We start from the raw sequence: 16,287 nt of genomic DNA, 5'->3' as shown, positions 1-16,287 counted from the left end.
GGCTGTTTTGCAGGGCTTACTTGATGCGTTGACCCGGCTTGGCGCCGCTGTCAGGGCTCAGCAGGTAGATTTCTTCGCCGCCGGGGCCGGCCGCCATCACCATGCCTTCGGAAATACCGAACTTCATTTTCCGCGGCTTGAGGTTGGCGATCATCATGGTCAGGCGACCATTGAGCTTGGACGGGTCCGGATAAGCGCTCTTGATCCCGGAGAACACGTTGCGTTGCTCGTCGCCGATGTCGAGGGTCAGGCGCAGCAGCTTGTCGGCACCTTCCACGGCTTCGGCCTTGAGAATCAGCGCAACCCGCAGGTCGACGGCGGCAAAGGCGTCGAACTCGATCTCAGGGGACAGCGGGTCTTTGACCAGTTCACCGTTGCCGGCCGGGTTCGATTCGCCGGTGTCGGTCGGGCTGGCGATCAGGTCTTCTTTCGACGCGTCGCTCATGGCCTGGACTTTTACCGGGTCGATACGGGTCATCAGCGCCTTGAACTCGTTCAATTGATGGTTGCTGAGCAAGCTGGCGTGGTCGTTCCAGATCAGCGGCGCGACGTTGAGGAACGCCTCAGCATCCGCGGCCAGCAACGGCAGCACCGGCTTGAGGAAGATCACCAACTGGCGGAACAGGTTGACGCCGGTGGCGCAGATGGCCTGGACTTCCGCCTGCTTGCCTTCCTGCTTGTTCAGCGACCACGGTGCCTTGTCGGCGATCCACGCGTTGGCGCGGTCGGCCAGGCCCATGATCTCGCGCATGGCGCGGGCAAAGTCGCGGGCTTCATAGGCGTCGGCGATGCTTGGCGCGGCGGCCAGGAACGCGTCGGTCAGTTCCGGCGCGGCATTCTCGGCCACCAGCACACCGGCGTTGCCCTTGTGGATGAAACCGGCGCAACGGCTGGCGATGTTGACGACTTTGCCGACGAGGTCCGAGTTGACCTTCTGTACGAAGTCTTCCAGGTTCAGGTCGAGGTCGTCGACGCCACGGCCCAGCTTGGACGCATAGTAGTAGCGCAGGTATTCCGGCGACAGGTGATCCAGGTAGGTGCGCGCCTTGATGAAGGTGCCACGGGACTTGGACATCTTCTGGCCGTTGACGGTCAGGTAGCCGTGTACGTTGATGCCGGTCGGCTTGCGGTAGCCCGCACCTTCGAGCATCGCCGGCCAGAACAGGGCGTGGAAGTTGACGATGTCCTTGCCGATGAAATGGTACAGCTCGGCGGTGGAGTCCTTGCCCCAGAACGCATCGAAGTCCAGCTCCGGCGTGCGCTTGCACAGGTTCTTGAAGCTGGCCATGTAGCCGATCGGGGCGTCCAGCCACACGTAGAAATACTTGCCCGGCTCGCCTGGGATCTCAAAGCCGAAGTACGGCGCATCGCGGGAAATGTCCCACTGTTGCAGCCCGGCATCCAGCCATTCGGCGATCTTGTTGGCGACGGCGTCCTGCAGGGTGCCGCTGCGCGTCCAGGTTTGCAGCATCTGCTGGAAATCCGGGAGCTTGAAGAAGAAGTGCTGGGAATCCTTGAGCACCGGGGTGGCGCCGGAGATCGCTGACTTGGGGTTCTTCAGGTCGGTGGGGGCGTAGGTGGCACCGCATTTTTCGCAGTTGTCGCCGTACTGGTCCTCGGTGCCGCATTTCGGGCAGGTGCCCTTGATGAAGCGGTCGGCCAGGAACATTTTCTTTTCCGGGTCGAAATACTGCGTGATCGAGCGCGTGGCAATGTGCCCGGCGTCCTTCAACCGCAGGTAGATCTGGCTCGACAGCTCGCGGTTTTCGTCGGCGTGGGTCGAATGGAAGTTGTCGAAGTCGACCAGGAACTCGGCAAAGTCGGCGCTGTGTTCAGCCTGCACATTGGCGATCAGTTGTTCCGGGGTAATGCCTTCTTTTTCGGCGCGCAACATGATGGCCGAACCGTGGGCGTCGTCCGCGCAGACATAGATGCATTGATTGCCGCGATGCTTCTGGAAGCGCACCCACATGTCGGTCTGGATGTACTCAAGCATATGGCCAAGATGGATGGAACCATTGGCATAGGGCAGGGCGCTGGTGACGAGGATCTTGCGTGGCTCGGACATGGGGCTCGGCTACTCGATGAAACGGAGGTCGGCCACTATAAAGCGCCGGCAAATATATTTCACCCCGTGGCGCTGTTTCAGCATCTTCCCAACCTGCGAAAGCATGCCGTTAAGCCGCTGGAACGGTTAGGATAGCCGCCTGTTTCAGTCAGTCTTTTTCGGGAGTAGCCCATGAGCGCCGTTAATCGCGCAGCGGTGGAAGCCGTTCTTCGCCAGTACACCGACCCCTATTTGAACCAGGATCCGGTCAGTGCCGGTTGTGTCCGCGCCATCGAGATCCAGGGCGACCAGGTGTCGGTCCGGATGGAGCTGGGCTATGCCGCCGGTCTGTTCAAGAGCGGCTGGGCGCAGATGCTGCAAATGGCCATCGAAGGCCTCGACGGCGTGCGTTCCGCCAAGGTCGACATTCAGTGCGTGATCGCGCCGCACAAGGCCCAGGCGCAGATCCCCGGCCTGGCCAATGTGAAGAATGTGGTGGCCGTGGCCTCCGGCAAGGGCGGCGTGGGCAAATCCACCACGGCGGCCAACCTGGCGCTGGCGCTGGCGCGCGAAGGCGCCCGCGTGGGGATTCTCGACGCGGATATCTACGGCCCGAGCCAGGGCGTGATGTTCGGCATTGCCGAGGGCACCCGCCCGAAAATCAAGGACCAGAAGTGGTTCGTGCCCATCGAGTCGCTGGGTGTGGAAGTGATGTCCATGGCGTTCCTGACCGACGACAACACGCCGATGGTGTGGCGCGGGCCGATGGTTTCCGGCGCTTTGCTGCAACTGGTGACCCAGACCGCCTGGGGCGATTTGGACTACCTGGTGATCGACATGCCGCCAGGCACCGGTGACATCCAGCTGACCCTGGCGCAAAAAGTCCCGGTGGCCGGTGCGGTGATCGTGACCACGCCGCAGGACCTGGCGTTGCTGGACGCGAAGAAAGGCGTGGAAATGTTCCGCAAGGTCAACATCCCGGTGCTGGGCGTCGTGGAAAACATGGCGGTTCACATCTGCTCCAACTGTGGCCATGCCGAGCATCTGTTTGGTGAGGGGGGCGGCGAGAAGTTGGCGACCCAGTACGGCGTCGAACTGCTGGCCTCGCTGCCGCTGGCGATGGTGATTCGCGAACAGGCCGATGGTGGCAAACCGACAGTGGCGGCCGAGCCTGATGGCCAGATCGCCATGGTTTATCAGGAACTGGCGCGTCACGTGGGCGCGCGGATTGTCCTGCAAGAAGCGGCTTCACCGGCCATGCCGACGATTACAGTCAGCGACGACTGAGTCATTCGTAGGAAACAAGCCCCGCTATTGTCGGGGCTTTTTCTTGTCCGCCGAACGGCCAGGTATCGCTTGCCAGGCTCTTACGCAGTTGCTCGTGTAAGCATTTGCTTACTCTCGCGTAAGTGTTTGGTTTTTTTTGCGCTTCCGGACGTCTCAAATTGTCTGGCCATATTTCTAATCAATTGAAATATAACAATTATTTATTGGCTCGCGAGAGCGAAAGCTCGGCAGGCGACGGGTTGGGTTGCGTTGTACTTCCCTGGGAACTGGTTACTATCAGTCCTGTGTCCACGGATTGACACAGCCATCAAGGAACGATGGTTTGAAGGAACGTCGCAGGATGCGATTCATCAGGATGATGAAAAAGGAATACAGGGACTAGGGAAAAAATGTGGGCGGGTCATACCGCCCCTTTTTTCGCCTGCAGAAAAGTGAAATGCCTGCCCCTGAACGCAAAAAAGGCCCGCAAGGGGCCTTTTTTGTTGGGCTGCGGCGCTGTCAGCGCTCGAGATCCTTGATCTTGCCTTTTACGCCATCCCACTCTTCCGCATCCGGCAGCGACTCTTTCTTCTCCGTGATGTTCGGCCAGATTTCCGCCAGTTCGACGTTCAACTGGATAAATTCCTGCATATCTTCCGGGACCTCGTCCTCGGAGAAAATAGCGACGGCCGGGCATTCAGGTTCACACAGGGCGCAGTCAATGCACTCATCCGGGTGGATCACCAGGAAATTCGGGCCTTCGTAGAAGCAGTCCACCGGACAGACTTCTACGCAGTCGGTGTATTTGCACTTGATGCAGTTGTCGGTGACGACGAAGGTCATTTCTAATTTTCTCCTCAGGCGGCGGCAGCGAAACCCCTTATGGTGGGGCCCGCGAGGTTTGAGAGCGATAATCTGCGAGCCAGGCTAAAAGCCCGCAGCATCCCAAACCGCGCGAGATAATATCAGCTTGCAAGCGTCTGCGTTAGATCTGTGTCTTCAGTGTATAGAGCATTTCCAGCGCTTTTCGCGGTGTCAAGTCGTCCAGGTCAAGTTTTGCCAATTCATCCAGCACCGGATGGGGCAGGCTGGCAAACATATCGCTCTGGTGTGGCGCGTTGGATTTGCTGTTGCTCTTCTTCGGGCTGGCGACCACGGTGTCGTGGGGCAGGGCGGTGGCTTCCAGGCGGCTGAGGTGCTCGCGGGCGCGGCTGATCACGTCGTTCGGCACACCGGCCAACTGCGCCACGGCCAGGCCGTAACTCTGGCTGGCCGGCCCTGGCAGCACATGGTGCAGGAACACGATACGTTCGTTGTGCTCGGTGGCATTGAGATGCACGTTGGCCACCAGCGGCTCGCTTTCCGGCAGCACGGTCAGTTCGAAGTAGTGGGTGGCGAACAGCGTATAGGCGCGCAGGTGCGCCAGGCGCTCGGCCGCCGCCCAGGCCAGGGACAGGCCGTCGAACGTGCTGGTGCCGCGACCGACTTCGTCCATCAGCACCAGGCTGCGCTCGGTGGCGTTGTGCAGGATGTTTGCGGTTTCGCTCATCTCCACCATAAAGGTCGAGCGGCCGCCGGCGAGGTCATCGCTGGAACCGATCCGCGTGAAGATGCGGTCCACCAGGGACAGCTCGCAACTGGCCGCTGGCACAAAGCTGCCGATATGCGCGAGCAACACGATCAATGCGGTCTGACGCATGTAGGTGGATTTACCGCCCATATTCGGACCGGTGATCACCAGCATGCGGGTTTCGTCATCCAGCGACAGATCGTTAGCGACAAACGGCGTGGTCAATACCTGCTCCACCACCGGGTGGCGCCCCTGCACGATACGCATGCAGGGTTCGCTGACAAACCGCGGGCAGTTCAAGTCAAGGTTCAGCGCACGCTCGGCCAGGTTGCTCAGCACATCCAGCTCGGCCAGGGCGGCGGCGGTGTCTTGCAGTGGCGCGAGGCGGCTGATCAAGTCTTCGAGCAGTGCTTCATACAGCATCTTTTCCCGCGCCAAGGCACGGCTCTTGGCCGACAGCGCTTTATCTTCGAACGCTTTCAGCTCGGGGGTGATGAAGCGTTCGGCACCTTTAAGGGTTTGACGACGTTGATAGTCGATGGGCGCCTGCTCGGCCTGCTTGCTCGGCAACTCGATGAAGTAGCCATGCACACGGTTGTAGCCGACCTTCAGGTTGGCCAGGCCGGTGCGGGCTTTTTCGCGGGCTTCCAGGTCGATCAGGAACTGCCCGGCGTTTTCGCTCAGGGACTGCAGTTCATCCAGTTCGCTGTCGTAACCGGTCTTGAGTACGCCGCCGTCGCGGATGATCGCCGGCGGGTTGTCGATAATGGCTTTTTCCAGCAGGGCCGCGAGGTCCGGATAGGTGCCGGTGGTGACGGCCAGCTGTTGCAGGTGCGGCGTGTCCAGTTCGGTCATCGCCGCTTGCAACTGCGGCAGGGCGCCGAGGGCATCGCGCAGGCGCGCCAGGTCGCGCGGGCGTGCGTTGCGCAGGCCGATCCGCGCGAGGATGCGCTCGATATCGCCGATTTCTTTCAACTGCGGCTGCAGCTTTTCGAAGCGATAGCCGTCGAGCAGGCAGGTAATCGACGTCTGCCGCGCTTGCAGCACCGTCAGGTCGCGCAACGGACGGTTCAGCCAGCGCGTCAGCAAGCGGCTGCCCATGGCGGTCTGGCAACGGTCGACCACCGATTGCAGGGTGTTGTCGCGCCCGCCCGCCAGGTTGGTGTCCAGCTCCAGGTTGCGACGGCTGGCGCCGTCGAGCACCACGGTATCGTCCAGGCGCTCATGGCGCAGGCTGCGCAAGTGCGGCAGGGCGGTGCGCTGGGTTTCCTTGGCGTAGCTGAGCAGGCAACCGGCGGCGCCGATGGCCAGGGTCAGGGTTTCGCAACCGAAGCCCTTGAGGTCCTGCACGGCGAACTGCTGGCACAGACTTTTCAGCGCCGAATCACGCTCGAAATCCCACGGCGCGCGACGCTTGGTCCCACGACGACGTTCCGCCGGCAGGTCCTTTGGCCAATCATCCGGGATCATCAGCTCCACCGGATTGATACGCTCCAGTTCCGCCAGCAGGTTCTCCCAGCCTTTGGTCTCCATCACGCTGAAGTTGCCGCTGGTGATATCCAGCACCGCCAGACCGAACAAGCGCTCGTCGCCGAGCACCGCAGCGATCAGGTTATCGCGACGCTCATCGAGCAGCGCCTCATCACTCACCGTCCCCGGCGTAATAATACGCACCACCTGACGCTCAACCGGCCCTTTGCTGGTGGCCGGGTCGCCGATCTGCTCGCAGATCACCACCGACTCGCCCAGCTTCACCAGCTTGACGAGGTAGCCTTCCAACGAATGGTAAGGAATCCCACACATCGGAATCGACTGCCCCGCCGACTGCCCACGGGCGGTCAGGGTGATGTCCAGCAACTTGGCGGCTTTCTTCGCGTCTTCGTAGAAGATCTCGTAGAAATCGCCCATGCGATAGAACATCAACTGATCAGGGTGCTGGTTTTTCAGGCGCCAGTACTGCTGCATCATTGGGGTGTGGGAGGACAGATCGGAAGTGGTTTTACTCATCAGATAATTAGCGAATTCGTTAAAAGGAGTGGCAAAGGGGGCACTTGGCCCGGCTGATTTTGCGATGGCGGCAAGGTTAACACGCGAGGTCGACCCTTCGCAGGCCTGCTCAAAAGACACGGTAAGTGCATAAAAAATGCATGGTCAATGCAAATTAGCATTTGCCAAGCTTCAAATCTGTCGTCACTATCCGCTTTATGCAAAAACGCAACGTTTCTATCGTCTTAAGAGAACTGCTGGACCGCGACCGGATCTCCCCCACGGAGCTTCACCGGCGTACCGGCGTGCCTCAATCCACGCTGTCCCGGATCCTCAGCGGCAAGATCGTTGACCCCTCGGACAAGCATATTTCGCGCATTGCCGAGTACTTCCGCGTCAGCACCGACCAACTGCGCGGGCGCGCGGCGGTGGGCGTTTCGCGGGATGAAGGGCGCGACCCGATGCATTCGGAACTCAAGGACATAAGCCTGTGGGATGACGACACCCCCGTGAATGACGACGAGGTGTCGATCCCCTTTCTGCGTGAGGTTGAATTGGCTGCTGGATCAGGAAGATTCGTCATCGAGGAAAGCGAGAAGGCCAGCCTGCGGTTCGGCAAGCGCAGCCTGCGGCATAACGGTGTGCAGTTCGACCAGGCCAAGTGTGTGACGGTGCGCGGCAACAGCATGTTACCGGTGCTGCGTGATGGCGCGACGGTGGGGGTGAATGCGGGCAAGAGTGCGATTGGCGACATCGTCGATGGCGACTTGTACGCCATCAATCACAATGGTCAGTTGCGGGTCAAACAGCTCTATCGCCTGCCTTCCGGGATTCGCCTGCGCAGTTTCAACCGCGATGAACACCCGGACGAGGACTACAGCTTCCAGGACATCCAGGATGAACAGATCAGCATCCTCGGTCATGTCTTCTGGTGGGGCATGTACGCCCGTTAACCTTTTTGTGTAAGACGAAGCCCGCCAATCAGCGGGCTTTTTTTCGTCTGTAGAAAGGCATCAAACCCTTTGCCAGTAAGGCTTCCAATGCACCAATGCATTTGTTCGACAAAAATAAATGCATTTGTGCATTGACTGTATATGCATACATGCATATTCTTTGTCTCAAGCCGGCCAACAAGGCTCGGTGGAGGCGGCAAGGATGCTGCCAGGAACGACAAGGAAGGCACGCAACATCGGCACGGACGCCATCGAAGCGATGGCAGGGATGCCAGGTAACACCGGCAAGGATGCCGACGCTCTTTAGTTTCACCGTTTTACAAGAACAGGCAGCGATGAACCGGCCTTGACGGTTCAGAGGGTTGGCAACTGACCCGGGTGTGCAGCGTAAAGCACCAGAAGCAGTTATCCGGCAGACAGGGATCGTGGTCGGAAAAACATTGAGGAAAGATCCGTACCGCGCCAGTAGCGCCGAAAGATCGAGTACCCAGCCTCACCCAGACTGTTCCTTTTGAAGGCGTCTTTTGTCGCCATGCGGCATTGCCGCTCAACAACAGCCACTCCTCACAAGAGGATCGTATGGGTGAGGCTGGGCACAGGACCGCATTACTGAAAAGCCCGGGCAACCGGGCTTTTTGGAATGCCTACCTATAAATGGATTTACCCAAACGCCGGCATTTTGCCGGCATTGCTCAGCCAGGAGGCGTGACATGACAAACGAGCAGCAAGCGTTAGCGGAAATGCCTATCTGGCTGGTGATCGTACTGGCGCTGATCGGCGGAGTTTCTGGCGAAATGTGGCGCGCCGACAAGGAGGGCGCCCGTGGTTGGTCGCTGATCCGGCGCCTCGCGTTGCGGTCTGGGGCGTGCATGGTCTGCGGGGTCTCGGCGTTGATGCTGTTGTACGCCGCCGGCATGTCGATCTGGACCGCCGGCGCCCTCGGCTGCCTGACAGCCATGGCCGGTGCAGACGTCGCCATTGGCCTTTATGAACGTTGGGCGGCCAAGCGCATTGGCGTCGACGAGGCCCCGCCCTCCCGCCCGGATCAGCAGTAACCGCTGCAAGGACGCGACTGATGACATCTATCGAAAAACCTTCCCAACTGCCCATCGCAATTGGCGAAGCGCTCAAGGGCGCCTTCCCACAATTGCGTGTGGGCAACCACCAGGACTTCCAGGGCACCGGGGATAAAACCGGCGTGCTGATTACCGTGGAACGCAACGGCCCCGGCGTTCGATCCCTTGAAGGACGTAAGGCCCATGCATTGTCGGTGTCACTCATGGCCAGGGTTGCCAGTGGTTCGGCGCCTTACGACGCCTGCGACCTGGCCAGTCAATTGATGGATTTGGCCCTCGATAATCGCTGGGGTCTGCCGTCGGACCAGTGTGACCTGCCAAGCGCCATCGTCGCGGCGCCGACCCTACAGGGCAGTGCCGAAACCGACTACGACAGTTGGACAGTGTCCTTCACCCAAAACATCTACCTCGGCCCGCCGATACTCGAAGATCCCACCGGAAAACCGCTGTTTGCCTGCACGTGGGAAGTCTCGAATATCGACGATCCTGACCAATACCGACCTTTGCAGGAGTAGTCCATGTTCGATGCTTTGTTACGCATGCAACTGGGACCGATCGTCGAGCGCCTGGCGGAAATGGAGGCCCAGCTCGAAGACCTGTACCGACGCGCTGAAAGCTTTTGTCGGATCGGCATATGCCAGCAGGTCGACGCCGCCAGCAATACCTGCATCGTCAGCCACGGCGATTTGCTTACCCCGGCGATTGGTTTTTTCAACCCCAGCGCGGGGGCGCAGACCGAAACGCGCATCCCGTCAGTGGGCGAGCAATGTTTGTTGCTCAACTATGGCGGTGGGGAAGGCGCTGCGCAGTCGGTAGCGCTTTTCGGCCTCAACAGTAGCCTGTTTCCGCCGGTCTCCAGCGTTGCATCGTTGACCCGGCGCCGCCACCAGGACGGAACGCAAAGTGACTATGACGACGCCAGCCACACATTCAACTGGACCAACGGGCCCACCGTGTTCAGCGGTTCCCGCGAACAGGTCGAGGCGAAGGTCGGCGCTGCCACGCTGCAGATGAGCGCCAAGCACATCACCTTGCAACTCGGCGCCGTCGGTGTGCTGCTGGATGCCGGCGGCGTGCATTTGAGCGGCCCGCTGGTGGATCACCAAGGCCGCGTGATCAGCACCGCATAAGGATTTGCCATGATCGGAATCGATAGGAATACCGGGGCAGCGGTCGATGACTGGCTGCAATTCGTACAGCGTGCCACCCGAGCGCTGACCACCCCCGTGGGCACTCGCCAGAAGCGCCCGTTGTACGGCTCGCTGATCCCCCAACTGCTCGGGCAGAACCTCGGCGACGACCTCTTGATCCTCGCCCAAAGCCACGCCGCCAAAGCGTTCTACAACGTCGAGAACGGCATCGCCGACTTTCAACCCCAGGTCATCGTCGCCAGTCGCCAGGGCGCCGGTCTGTTGCTGCGGTTTGCCGGCACGTGGAAAAACCGCCAACAATCCTTCGAGGTCATGACATGAGCATGCTGATCCCTGGCCAGAACCAACTGGCGGAGCCGGCTATCATTGCCGTCGACGCGTTCGAGCCGTTGCTGGCGCAATTCAAGGCGTTCGTCATCGACTACGTCGCCGCCCGCGCGCCACAAAGTGCCGCCAAACTCAAGGTCAGCCTCGATAACGAAAGCGAACTGCTGAGTCTGGCCCTGGAAGCGTTTTGCGTGCGTCTGCAAACCCACGAACGCCAGTACAACGCACGCATCAAGCAGATGCTGGCGTGGTGGGCCACCGGCAGTAACCTCGACGCACGCCTGGCCGATATGGGCCTGGAGCGCCAGGTGCTGGACCCCGGCGACCCGGCGGCCTTCCCGCCGGTGCCGCCGACACTGGAAAGCGACGACGACGCACGCTTGCGCTATTACTTGGCGCCCCACGCGCCGGCGGCGGGTTCTCGCATGCAGTATCGCCGCGAGGTGTTCACCCTCGGCGAACGACCTGCGGTTAACGTAGAAAGCGCGACACCGGGTGTGGTCACGGTCACCTATACCTTCGACCCGGATGGTTATGCGGCTCAGGTCAAGGATGGCAGCGGCCGACGCACCGCCCCCGGTGAGGTGATGGTGACGGTGCTCTCCAGGGACGGCGATGGAAGCGCTTCCGCCGATTTGCTTGACGGCGTGCGCAGACATTTCGCACGCCCCGATGTACGGCCGGAAACTGATCTCGTCACTGTCCAAAGTGCGCAGATCCAACGCTACAAGATTCGCGTGGTGGCCAAGATCAACGCCGGCCCGGACTCGGGCCTGACCCAAGTGGCCGCGCAACGCTTGCTGCAAACCTACGCCGAATCCTGTCACCGCCTGGAAGGGCGCGTCGACCCGAGCTGGATCGACTACGCCATCCACAGTGCCGGAGCGGCGCAGCTGCAAATCCTCGAACCGCTGGCACCGATTGTCTGCTCGGCGTTCCAGGCGCCGTATTGCACGGGTGTCGAGGTGGAGGTACGCACGCTATGAGTGAGTCCAAACCGAGTCTGTTGCCCGCCAATAGCTCACCGCTGGAGAAAGCGTTGGACCTGGGGTTTGGCAGGTTGCTCGAGCGGATCATGCCGCCGTTTCCGGCCTTGATGAACCCGCTGCAAACACCCTCCGAATTCCTTCCTTACCTGGCCGCCGACCGAGGCGTCAGCGAATGGGACGCGGATGCCAGCGAAACGGAAAAGCGCCTCACCGTGGGCTTGTCCTGGCAGATCCAGCGCCAGGCCGGCACGCCCAAGGCTTTGAGCTATGCGGTGGAGTCGCTGGGTTTCAGCCCCAACATCAGCGCCTGGTATCAACAGCGGCCGCAGGGCGTGCCTTACACCTTCGATGTGCAGGCGATCATCGGGCGCAGTTGGTCCAGCGGTGACCATAACCGATTGATCCGCCGTATCAACGCCGCGAAGAGCGAGCGCGACCAGGCGACGATTACCGTGGTTCACCAGACACAAGCACGCCTTGGCCTGACCGCGATTGTCCACGCCCCGTTTAACGACAGCGAGTTAAGCCTGCAAGGCGCGTTACCCGAACTTGCCTTGGGCGCTCGACTTAACAGTGCTGGCGTTGCCCGGCACTACACCATTAACGACTACGACCTCAGGGCGCAGCCATGACAGATGACATTACGCGCCTGGTGCGCTTCACCTCCAAGGGTTTGGATGAAGTGCTGCAGGCAAAGAACCAGGGCTTGAAAGGCGAAATCACCCACATCGGCGCCGGCACCGGCCGCTACAACCCAGACGGCACGGAAGTGGCCTTGCGTGACGAGCGCCAGCGGGTGGCGATTGTGGATTACGAGGACTTGGGCGAGCGCCAACTCAGGATGGCCGCGCTGTTCGATGGCGATGGCGAGTATGAGATTGGTGAGTTCGGTTTTTACCTCGCCAGTGGGACGTTGTTGGCGGTGTATTCGGTAGCTGGGAAGTTGCTGACGTATAAAGCGGCGGCGGCTCGGGTGCTGCAGAAGTTTACGTTGGATGTTTCGCCGTTGCCGGCGGAGAGCGTGACGATTGTGGTGGGGAGTGAAAACCTGAATGTGTTGCTGGCTGAGGAATTGGCGGCACTATCGGCAGCGAGTATCGATAATATGGCGCGAGGTGTTGGTTTGTTGTTTCGCGTAATTGAAAGTGAGCAAAAAGTATAAGGTGTCATTGGTCTTGGCGGTTATTTTGATTAAGTGTTGAGACTTTTTTTGGTCTAGATACGAAATTTAAGGAGTTATAATTTTGAGCATGGAACAACAGCTTGCTGCCGTCGTCAGTGCGGCTAATAATCTGGCCGGTGTGGTTACTGGGAAAGTTGACGAGATAGATAAGGCAGTCGCCAATGCTCGCTTGGCATACGACTCGCAGCTTTTAGATCTCAAGAGTAAACTACCACGGTTGGCCGTTACGAAAAATTTTAACTTGTACCCTAATGCTGATGCTACCTTGATTGATGGCTGGGGGATTCATGGAGAGGTTGTCTGCACTAAGCTGCGCTCAATCACAACTGAATCTCAAGCTACCGGGCGTCCGCAAGCGGATGTGGATTTTATGTTGAAAGTTCAAGCAGATATTCGCGAGCAGTTTCCGGGGTTTGATATTAGGGCGAATGAATATTGGCGGACCGTTGTGAATGTCTGGCAAATGAAATGGGCAACTTCTGGGGTTGGTCCGTGGCTAGCATTTCCTTATACTGTTGATACCGCACTTTCCAATGGGACGCGTGCGATCCCTTTGAACTCTTATATAACCATGGGGGCTTTCGTTCGGGTGTTGGAAGGCAGTGTTACCGGCGCTTGGAGTGTCGGTGCTGAAAAAGGTAAGTGGCGTTGGTGTTCTACGGTCGTTGCTCCAACAGAACTATTTGGTGCTTATTATCATCTTCATCCTATGCGAACTTCATCCTCGGGTGTCGTCGAGGTGATGTTGGCGGGAGCATGCACAGGTGTGGTAACCAACCCAGGTGATTGGGGAACTATGTTGGCGTTGAGTTGAGGATATTTTATGAAGCCCATTTTTGTACCTTCAGAGCTGCATCCACTTATTAAATGGCAGATCATTCGTAGTGCTCGTGATCAGGATTTGTCCGCCAGTGACTACGCGGCTATGTCCGATTATCCAATGCAGGATAAAAATAAATCGGCCTTCTTGGCGTACCGGCAGGGCCTGAGAGATATTCCTGATCAGGGGGCCGATCCTGACGCCGTTATATGGCCGCCTAAGCCTGAGTTCCTCAAATAAGCCCACCGCGAAAGCGGTTTTTTTTCGTCTCCCCAAAGCCCCTCCCGCAGGGGCTTTGGTGTTTTCCACCCGGAGAATTCAACACATGCCCACTCGCCAAACCTACACCGTCCTCATCCCATTCCCCACCGGCGCCGGCCATTGGTCCACCGCTGGCCAGGAACTGGAGCTGCTGGACGTCGAAGCATCCGCCCTGCGCACCGCTGGCCGCTTGGAACTGACCAGCGTCCTCAATACCACCCCCAAGAAGGCTGAATAATCATGGCTGAGGTTTTGAACTTCGAGCACAACGGCATCACTGTGAACGCAACTGAGTCCCCCGAGGCCATGGGTGGCCTGGGGGATAACGTGATCGGCTTGGTCGGCACCGCGCCGAATGCCCATGCGTCGATCCCGAAAAACGCCCCGTTCCGCATCAACAGCTTCACCACCCAGGCGCTGCTGGACCCTACCGGCAGTGAGGCGGGCACGCTGTTTCAGGCGGTGTACCAGATCGTCAAAGTAGTCAAGGTACCGGTCTACGTGGTGATCGTGGAGGAGGGCGCAACCCCGGCTGACACGATCAACCATGTGATCGGCGGTAACGAACCGGTCACCGGGCGCAAACTTGGCCTGGCGGCCCTGAGCAGTGTGCCGGAAGACCTGACCATCATCGGCGCCCCAGGCTTCACCGGCACCAAGGCCGTGGCGAGCGAGTTCGCCGCCTTCGGCAAGCGCATCAAGGCCCGTGTGGTGCTGGATGGCAAGGACGCCTCTGTTGCCGATCAGGTGACCTACAGCGGCGAACTGGGCGGTGCCGATCTCGGTTTCGACCGCTGCCTGCTGGTACACAACATGCCGTCGGTGTACTCCAAGGCCGCGAAGAAGAATGTGTTTCTTTCGCCGTCGTCCCTGGCCATTGCTGCACTGGCCAAGGTCAAGCAGTGGGAAAGCCCGGGTAATCAGGTGACCTTCGCCGAGGACGTTTCCCGCGTGGTCGAGTACAACATTCTCGACACGTCCACCGAAGGCGACCTGCTCAACCGCTACGGCGTGAGCTACTACGCCCGCACCATCCTCGGCGGTTTTTCGCTGCTGGGTAACCGCTCCATCACCGGCAAGTTCATCAGCTACGTCGGCCTGGAAGACGCCATCAGCCGCAAGCTGGTCAAGGCCGGCCAGAAGGCCATGGCCAAGAACCTCACCAAGTCCTTCATGGACCAGGAGGTCAAGCGCATCAACGATTGGCTGCAAACCCTGGTCGCCGACGAAACCATCCCCGGCGGCAGTGTGTACCTGCACCCGGAGTTGAACAGTGTCGAGAAGTACAAGAACGGCACCTGGTTCATCGTTATCGACTACGGCCGTTATGCGCCCAATGAACACATGATTTATCAACTCAACGCCCGCGATGAAATCATCGAGCAGTTCCTGGAGGACGTTCTCTAATGTTTACCAACCGAGTCAGACAGGCCATTGCGGCCACCCTCCAAGGCCTGCCGCTGTCCGCGACCGTGGAAGAGTTCACCCCGCCGAAGATCGAGTTCGACATGGAGTCCATGTCCGGCGGGCGCTTCATTGCCGAGGAAATGGCCAAGAGCGGCAAAGTGCTCAACGCCAAGCTGATCCTGCAAGGCGCCGGCCCGGAAATCATGCTGGCCTTGGGCGTGCGGATGGGGGACGACATTCTGCTGAACGTGCGTGAAGCCGGCCAGGACCAGGACGGCAAGACCTACTTCACCTACCACACCGTGGGCGGCAAGCTCAAATCCCTGGAGGAGGCAAAGCTGAAGATGGGCGAGAAGGCCACCACCACGCTGGAGCTGTCCTGCCGCACCTATAACCGCCTGGAAAACGGCATTTCGGTGATCGACATCGACGTGCGTACCCAGAAGTTCGTCCTCAACGGCGTCGATATTCTGGGCGACGCCCGCCGCGCGGTGTTGATGCCGTAACCCCTCGGGGGCGGGTTCGCTCGCCCCCATACTTGACCAAGGAATTGCCCCATGGCCTGGATGCCACCGCTGCACCTCCTGCTGGCCCCGATCACCGCCGACACCGGCGCGACGATCGAGCAGGTGCAACTCAAACCGCTGTACTACGCCGCGCAAAAAGACGCGCTGGCCCGGGCCGGTGATGACGAGGACGACCAGTTCTTCGAACTGGCGAAACTCGCCACCGGCCTGTCGGAAAAAGAGCTCGACCAACTCAAGCGCCCGGACTACGTGAGCATCGCCCAATACGTACATGAGATGTCGACGCGCCCGGCGTCATTCTTCCTGCAAGCGCCCGAAGCTGCGACCCACGACCAGCCCGTCCACCTGCTGTTGCCCCTCGACGCGGCTGGCCGTACCTGGACCGAGCTGCCCCTGGAAATGCCCGCCCTGCGCGCGACCAAAGTGATGAAAAAACTCGCCACCAACAAAGAGCGCGCCGAGTTCATCACCGCCCACTGCACTGGCCTGATGATCCCCGACCTGGCCGGCCTGACCGTGCCTGACTGGACGGAATTGCAGGAGCGCATCGATGATTTTTTAAACAAACCGGCGGACTTCTTTCGGAGCGCGACATCGAAGTAATCCTCGACGTGGTGCCGCTGATTTACTCGGTCAATGAAGCGGAAATCCTCGACTGGGACGCCGGAAAAGCACTGCGCCGCTACGACATCGCGATCACTCGCCTTGGCGTCAAACAGGAGTA

At 59.7% G+C, this 16,287-nt stretch carries 18 protein-coding genes; 15 read left to right on the top strand and 3 right to left on the bottom strand.

The genetic code is table 11. The features are described 5' to 3' along the window. Positions 1-16: 16 nt before the first annotated feature. A complete protein-coding gene (gene metG / locus ACVWZP_RS14440; RefSeq protein ID WP_301555844.1) occupies positions 17-2,068 on the bottom strand; it encodes a methionine--tRNA ligase in 2,052 nt (683 codons plus the stop codon). 171 nt (positions 2,069-2,239) lie between these two features. Here metG and apbC point away from each other — a divergent pair, with 171 nt between their 5' ends. Continuing rightward, positions 2,240-3,334: an iron-sulfur cluster carrier protein ApbC gene (apbC, locus tag ACVWZP_RS14435; RefSeq protein ID WP_046384535.1), complete on the top strand. Its 1,095-nt coding sequence runs from the start codon at positions 2,240-2,242 to the stop codon at positions 3,332-3,334. A 498-nt stretch (positions 3,335-3,832) separates the two neighbouring features. Here the strand turns inward: apbC and fdxA are convergent, their stop codons facing one another. Together fdxA and mutS are read right to left on the bottom strand one after the other, a co-directional pair. After that, positions 3,833-4,156, bottom strand: coding sequence for a ferredoxin FdxA (fdxA, locus tag ACVWZP_RS14430; protein ID WP_003222178.1), 324 nt, complete (start codon positions 4,154-4,156; stop codon positions 3,833-3,835). 142 nt (positions 4,157-4,298) lie between these two features. Beyond that, on the bottom strand, positions 4,299-6,890 hold the full coding sequence (mutS, locus tag ACVWZP_RS14425) for a DNA mismatch repair protein MutS (protein ID WP_057005817.1): 2,592 nt from the start codon (positions 6,888-6,890) through the stop codon (positions 4,299-4,301). A gap of 197 nt (positions 6,891-7,087) precedes the next feature. On the opposite strand from mutS, the gene ACVWZP_RS14420 reads away from it, so the two are divergent. The 14 genes from ACVWZP_RS14420 to ACVWZP_RS14355 all read left to right on the top strand — a co-directional run bounded on the left by ACVWZP_RS14420 (position 7,088) and on the right by ACVWZP_RS14355 (position 16,166). Then, entirely contained in the window at positions 7,088-7,822 is a 735-nt protein-coding gene (locus ACVWZP_RS14420; RefSeq protein WP_026139757.1) for a LexA family transcriptional regulator, read from the top strand. A 710-nt stretch (positions 7,823-8,532) separates the two neighbouring features. Next, positions 8,533-8,877 (top strand): phage holin family protein, encoded by a 345-nt coding sequence (locus ACVWZP_RS14415; RefSeq protein WP_017844641.1) that lies wholly within the window; start codon positions 8,533-8,535, stop codon positions 8,875-8,877. Positions 8,878-8,897: 20 nt separating this feature from the next. Continuing rightward, positions 8,898-9,413 carry a hypothetical protein gene (locus tag ACVWZP_RS14410; RefSeq protein ID WP_046384534.1) on the top strand — a complete coding sequence of 172 codons (516 nt, stop codon included), beginning with the start codon at positions 8,898-8,900 and terminating at the stop codon, positions 9,411-9,413. Positions 9,414-9,416: 3 nt separating this feature from the next. Beyond that, positions 9,417-10,028: a phage baseplate assembly protein V gene (locus ACVWZP_RS14405; protein ID WP_102617348.1), complete on the top strand. Its 612-nt coding sequence runs from the start codon at positions 9,417-9,419 to the stop codon at positions 10,026-10,028. A 9-nt stretch (positions 10,029-10,037) separates the two neighbouring features. Then, positions 10,038-10,370, top strand: coding sequence for a phage baseplate protein (locus ACVWZP_RS14400; RefSeq protein WP_017844644.1), 333 nt, complete (start codon positions 10,038-10,040; stop codon positions 10,368-10,370). Then, complete coding sequence (locus ACVWZP_RS14395; protein WP_046384532.1) at positions 10,367-11,362, top strand: baseplate J/gp47 family protein; 996 nt, start codon at positions 10,367-10,369, stop codon at positions 11,360-11,362. Before ACVWZP_RS14400 ends, ACVWZP_RS14395 begins: the two co-directional genes overlap by 4 nt. Beyond that, positions 11,359-11,997, top strand: coding sequence for a phage tail protein I (locus ACVWZP_RS14390; RefSeq protein WP_457369872.1), 639 nt, complete (start codon positions 11,359-11,361; stop codon positions 11,995-11,997). The genes ACVWZP_RS14395 and ACVWZP_RS14390 overlap by 4 nt, the downstream gene beginning before the upstream one ends. After that, a complete protein-coding gene (locus ACVWZP_RS14385) occupies positions 11,994-12,527 on the top strand; it encodes a phage tail protein (protein WP_079442959.1) in 534 nt (177 codons plus the stop codon). Before ACVWZP_RS14390 ends, ACVWZP_RS14385 begins: the two co-directional genes overlap by 4 nt. Before the next feature lie 88 nt (positions 12,528-12,615). Further along, positions 12,616-13,362, top strand: coding sequence for a hypothetical protein (locus tag ACVWZP_RS14380; protein WP_227778875.1), 747 nt, complete (start codon positions 12,616-12,618; stop codon positions 13,360-13,362). A 9-nt stretch (positions 13,363-13,371) separates the two neighbouring features. Then, positions 13,372-13,608 (top strand): tail fiber assembly protein, encoded by a 237-nt coding sequence (locus ACVWZP_RS14375; protein ID WP_448125810.1) that lies wholly within the window; start codon positions 13,372-13,374, stop codon positions 13,606-13,608. A gap of 85 nt (positions 13,609-13,693) precedes the next feature. Continuing rightward, complete coding sequence (locus tag ACVWZP_RS14370; protein ID WP_017844649.1) at positions 13,694-13,867, top strand: hypothetical protein; 174 nt, start codon at positions 13,694-13,696, stop codon at positions 13,865-13,867. 2 nt (positions 13,868-13,869) lie between these two features. After that, positions 13,870-15,036, top strand: a complete 1,167-nt coding sequence (locus tag ACVWZP_RS14365) for a phage tail protein (protein WP_457369871.1) — start codon at positions 13,870-13,872, stop codon at positions 15,034-15,036. After that, entirely contained in the window at positions 15,036-15,542 is a 507-nt protein-coding gene (locus ACVWZP_RS14360; protein ID WP_017844651.1) for a phage major tail tube protein, read from the top strand. Before ACVWZP_RS14365 ends, ACVWZP_RS14360 begins: the two co-directional genes overlap by 1 nt. A gap of 51 nt (positions 15,543-15,593) precedes the next feature. Next, positions 15,594-16,166, top strand: coding sequence for a phage tail assembly protein (locus ACVWZP_RS14355; protein ID WP_046384528.1), 573 nt, complete (start codon positions 15,594-15,596; stop codon positions 16,164-16,166). The last annotated feature ends 121 nt before the right edge of the window (positions 16,167-16,287 follow it).

Source organism: Pseudomonas sp. TE36184 (assembly GCF_054060055.1).
The sequence above is the reverse complement of the archived record's forward strand: the minus strand, read 5'-3'. Positions and strand labels throughout refer to the sequence as shown.

Excerpts from the sequence above, each read along its gene's own strand:
- metG (WP_301555844.1), bottom strand. The coding sequence starts at position 2,068 with ATGTCCGAGCCACGCAAGATCCTCGTCACCAGCGCCCTGCCCTATGCC.
- apbC (WP_046384535.1), top strand. The coding sequence starts at position 2,240 with ATGAGCGCCGTTAATCGCGCAGCGGTGGAAGCCGTTCTTCGCCAGTAC.
- fdxA (WP_003222178.1), bottom strand. The coding sequence starts at position 4,156 with ATGACCTTCGTCGTCACCGACAACTGCATCAAGTGCAAATACACCGAC.
- mutS (WP_057005817.1), bottom strand. The coding sequence starts at position 6,890 with ATGAGTAAAACCACTTCCGATCTGTCCTCCCACACCCCAATGATGCAG.
- ACVWZP_RS14420 (WP_026139757.1), top strand. The coding sequence starts at position 7,088 with ATGCAAAAACGCAACGTTTCTATCGTCTTAAGAGAACTGCTGGACCGC.
- ACVWZP_RS14415 (WP_017844641.1), top strand. The coding sequence starts at position 8,533 with ATGACAAACGAGCAGCAAGCGTTAGCGGAAATGCCTATCTGGCTGGTG.
- ACVWZP_RS14410 (WP_046384534.1), top strand. The coding sequence starts at position 8,898 with ATGACATCTATCGAAAAACCTTCCCAACTGCCCATCGCAATTGGCGAA.
- ACVWZP_RS14405 (WP_102617348.1), top strand. The coding sequence starts at position 9,417 with ATGTTCGATGCTTTGTTACGCATGCAACTGGGACCGATCGTCGAGCGC.
- ACVWZP_RS14400 (WP_017844644.1), top strand. The coding sequence starts at position 10,038 with ATGATCGGAATCGATAGGAATACCGGGGCAGCGGTCGATGACTGGCTG.
- ACVWZP_RS14395 (WP_046384532.1), top strand. The coding sequence starts at position 10,367 with ATGAGCATGCTGATCCCTGGCCAGAACCAACTGGCGGAGCCGGCTATC.
- ACVWZP_RS14390 (WP_457369872.1), top strand. The coding sequence starts at position 11,359 with ATGAGTGAGTCCAAACCGAGTCTGTTGCCCGCCAATAGCTCACCGCTG.
- ACVWZP_RS14385 (WP_079442959.1), top strand. The coding sequence starts at position 11,994 with ATGACAGATGACATTACGCGCCTGGTGCGCTTCACCTCCAAGGGTTTG.
- ACVWZP_RS14380 (WP_227778875.1), top strand. The coding sequence starts at position 12,616 with ATGGAACAACAGCTTGCTGCCGTCGTCAGTGCGGCTAATAATCTGGCC.
- ACVWZP_RS14375 (WP_448125810.1), top strand. The coding sequence starts at position 13,372 with ATGAAGCCCATTTTTGTACCTTCAGAGCTGCATCCACTTATTAAATGG.
- ACVWZP_RS14370 (WP_017844649.1), top strand. The coding sequence starts at position 13,694 with ATGCCCACTCGCCAAACCTACACCGTCCTCATCCCATTCCCCACCGGC.
- ACVWZP_RS14365 (WP_457369871.1), top strand. The coding sequence starts at position 13,870 with ATGGCTGAGGTTTTGAACTTCGAGCACAACGGCATCACTGTGAACGCA.
- ACVWZP_RS14360 (WP_017844651.1), top strand. The coding sequence starts at position 15,036 with ATGTTTACCAACCGAGTCAGACAGGCCATTGCGGCCACCCTCCAAGGC.
- ACVWZP_RS14355 (WP_046384528.1), top strand. The coding sequence starts at position 15,594 with ATGGCCTGGATGCCACCGCTGCACCTCCTGCTGGCCCCGATCACCGCC.